Here is a 2,484-nt window from a genome sequence, read left to right as displayed (position 1 = left end):
GTAAGCACTCGATCAGCACCGTAGCGCTAGCCGTTGACGCAGCAGACGGATGATGCTATCGAATGGGTTCGATGCGAGCGGAAGTCGGCAGCGACGGTGCCACGTTCCACGGCAGCAGTTCGTCAATGCGGTTGACTGGATGATCGGCGATGCGATCGAGCACATAGGCGAGGTACGCCTCTGGATCAAGGCCGTTCAGGCGAGCCGAGCCGATGAGACTGTACATGGCCGCCGCGCGTTCACCGCCGGAATCGGCACCCATGAACAGATAGTTACGACGTCCGATCGCAACACCGCGCAGCGCGCGCTCGGCGATCAGGTTATCAATCTCTACCTGCCCGTCGTCGCAGTAGTAGACGAGCGCAGGCCAGCGATTCAGCGCGTACCGGATCGCTTTGGTCGTGTCGGACTTCTTCGAGAGCGTGGCAAGCGTCGCCTCGAACCAGCGCTTCATGTCGTCGAGCAACGGCACCGCCTGTTCGTGGCGCACACATCGGCGTTCGTCGGGCGGCTTGCCGCGGATCTGCTCTTCGATCTTGTAGAGCGCGCCAATCCGGCGCAGCGCTTCCTCCGTTACGGCGTTCGGGCGCACTGCATGAAGGTCGTGGATCTTGCGGCGCGCGTGCGCCATGCAGGCGGCTTCCTGGATGCGGCCGCCGCGATACAGTTCGGCGTAGCCGGCGAACGCATCGGCCTGAAGTACCCCCGCAAACTGAGCCAGATGTTGCTGGGGATGTTCGCCACGCCGGTCGGGTGTATAGGCAAACCAGACTGCTGGTGGCTCATCGGAACCGCTTGAGCGGTCGTCGCGTACATAGACCCACAGACGGCCGGTTTTCGTACGGCCGTTGCCTGGAGCCAGCACCGGCATCGGCGTATCGTCTGAGTGGATCTTGCTGCCGGCCAGCGCGTAACGACGCACGGCGTCAACCAGCGGCGAGAGCAGGTGCGAGATGCTGCCGATCCAGTAACCCATCGCACCGGGATCGATCTCGACACCATCGCGCGCGTACATGACGGCCTGTCGGTGAAGCGGGATGTGATAGCTGAACTTCGATACCGCGATGTGCGCCAGCAGCGCCGGGCCAGCAATCCCCCGGTCGATCGGGCGGCTCGGGGCTGCTGCCTGCACGATGCGATCACAGCACGCGCAGGCCAGCTTCGGGCGACGATGACGGATCACACGGAAGTGCGCCCGCACATATTCGAGCTGTTCGGCAACGTCTTCGCCCAGCGGCTTGAGCCGACCGCCGCAATCGGGGCAACCATCGCCTTCAGGCAGGTGGGTGCGATCTTCGCGCTCAAGGTGCTCGGGCAGCGGCTTGCGTCCGGCACTCTCACGACGCGAGCGCTGTGCAGCCGTAGGGGCGGCCATATCGGTCGCCCCTTCATCAGCAAGCAGGTCTTCCAGACGGAGTTCGAGCTGTTCGATCTGGTGATCGAGTTTTTCCGACTTGCGGCCGAACTGCATGCGGCGCAGCTTCGCGATGGTCAGCTTCAGTTGCTCGATTTCGATGGCACGCGACGAGAGCTGCTCGCGCAGCCGGGCAACCATCGCCTTGAGCGCATCAACATCGTCGGGGAGATCATCGGAACAGGCAGACATGCAGCGAGTTTACACGGTCCCATCGCGCGGGACCGTCGCCTGTAATGGACGTTTACAACGCGCTGCGCGGGCGCGCTGTTTCGACTGGCTGCCGCCAATCGAAGCCTTCGAGCAGGAGCGAGAGCTGGGCGGTGGTGAGCGAGACAACACCGGAGTCAGCCCGCGGCCACGCAAAATGCCCTTTTTCAAGGCGTTTTGCAAACAGGCATAGCCCGCCGTCACACCAGTAAAGCGCTTTCAACAGATCGCCCCGCTTGCCCCTGAAGAGGAAGATGTTGCCGCCGTAGGGGTCTTTGTCCAGAACGGTTTGCACCTTCGCAGCCAGGGAATTGAAGCCAGAACGCATGTCAGTCACGCCTGCCGCGATCCAGATCCGCGTATTCGGTGGAATCATTTCAGGCAGTCCCTCAGGAAGCGCTCGGCGAACTCCTGTGACACGCCGCGGATAAATACCCGCCGTTTACCAGTCTCAACTTCAATCTCGCAACCGGCAGCACTCGCTGGGACGGTGGCTGCCTGCGCAGGCGGTAGCGGTGTGTCGATCACACTCACCGGCAGCAACTGTGCTGACTCGGCGATCGCTGGCACCAGCGTCGGCATGTCATTCGCGATCAATTCTTTCTTGAATCGCTGCCGCCACTTAAACACCATATTGACGTTCAGCCCATGCTCGCGCGCAATCCGCGAAGTCGATGCCCCAGGCTTGAGTGTCATCTCCACAATCGCCCGACGGTACTCCTCCGGGAAGTTCGGCCGTTTCGGTTCCGCCGTCAGAACGTCGTCAGATCTGTCCATTTTCGCGCCCGCTAAATATTTCGCGGGCACTATCCTTGCCGTCTTTCGTCACTCGCTCAAGACGGTCGTGACCGGGTGCTTAC

General features: G+C 62.0%; 3 protein-coding genes. All 3 read right to left on the bottom strand.

Features of this window, described 5'->3' with window-relative positions:
- Positions 1–55: 55 nt before the first annotated feature.
- The 3 genes from tnpC to tnpA are packed head-to-tail and all read right to left on the bottom strand — an operon-like array spanning position 56 to position 2,401.
- Positions 56–1,606 (bottom strand): IS66 family transposase, encoded by a 1,551-nt coding sequence (gene tnpC, locus L810_RS31885; protein ID WP_021162354.1) that lies wholly within the window; start codon positions 1,604–1,606, stop codon positions 56–58.
- Positions 1,607–1,658: 52 nt separating this feature from the next.
- Positions 1,659–2,000 (bottom strand): IS66 family insertion sequence element accessory protein TnpB, encoded by a 342-nt coding sequence (gene tnpB / locus L810_RS31880; protein ID WP_021162353.1) that lies wholly within the window; start codon positions 1,998–2,000, stop codon positions 1,659–1,661.
- Positions 1,997–2,401, bottom strand: a complete 405-nt coding sequence (gene tnpA / locus L810_RS31875; protein WP_042976996.1) for an IS66-like element accessory protein TnpA — start codon at positions 2,399–2,401, stop codon at positions 1,997–1,999. The genes tnpB and tnpA overlap by 4 nt, the downstream gene beginning before the upstream one ends.
- Positions 2,402–2,484: the final 83 nt, after the last annotated feature.

It is taken from the genome of Burkholderia sp. AU4i, assembly GCF_000466765.1.
GTDB lineage: Bacteria > Pseudomonadota > Gammaproteobacteria > Burkholderiales > Burkholderiaceae > Burkholderia > Burkholderia cepacia.
Note: the sequence above shows the minus strand (reverse complement) of the source record. Positions and strands in the feature narration are given on the sequence as shown.

Bases quoted from the DNA above. Each gene is read 5' to 3' on its own strand.
- tnpC (WP_021162354.1), bottom strand. From the start codon at position 1,606: ATGTCTGCCTGTTCCGATGATCTCCCCGACGATGTTGATGCGCTCAAG.
- tnpB (WP_021162353.1), bottom strand. From the start codon at position 2,000: ATGATTCCACCGAATACGCGGATCTGGATCGCGGCAGGCGTGACTGAC.
- tnpA (WP_042976996.1), bottom strand. From the start codon at position 2,401: ATGGACAGATCTGACGACGTTCTGACGGCGGAACCGAAACGGCCGAAC.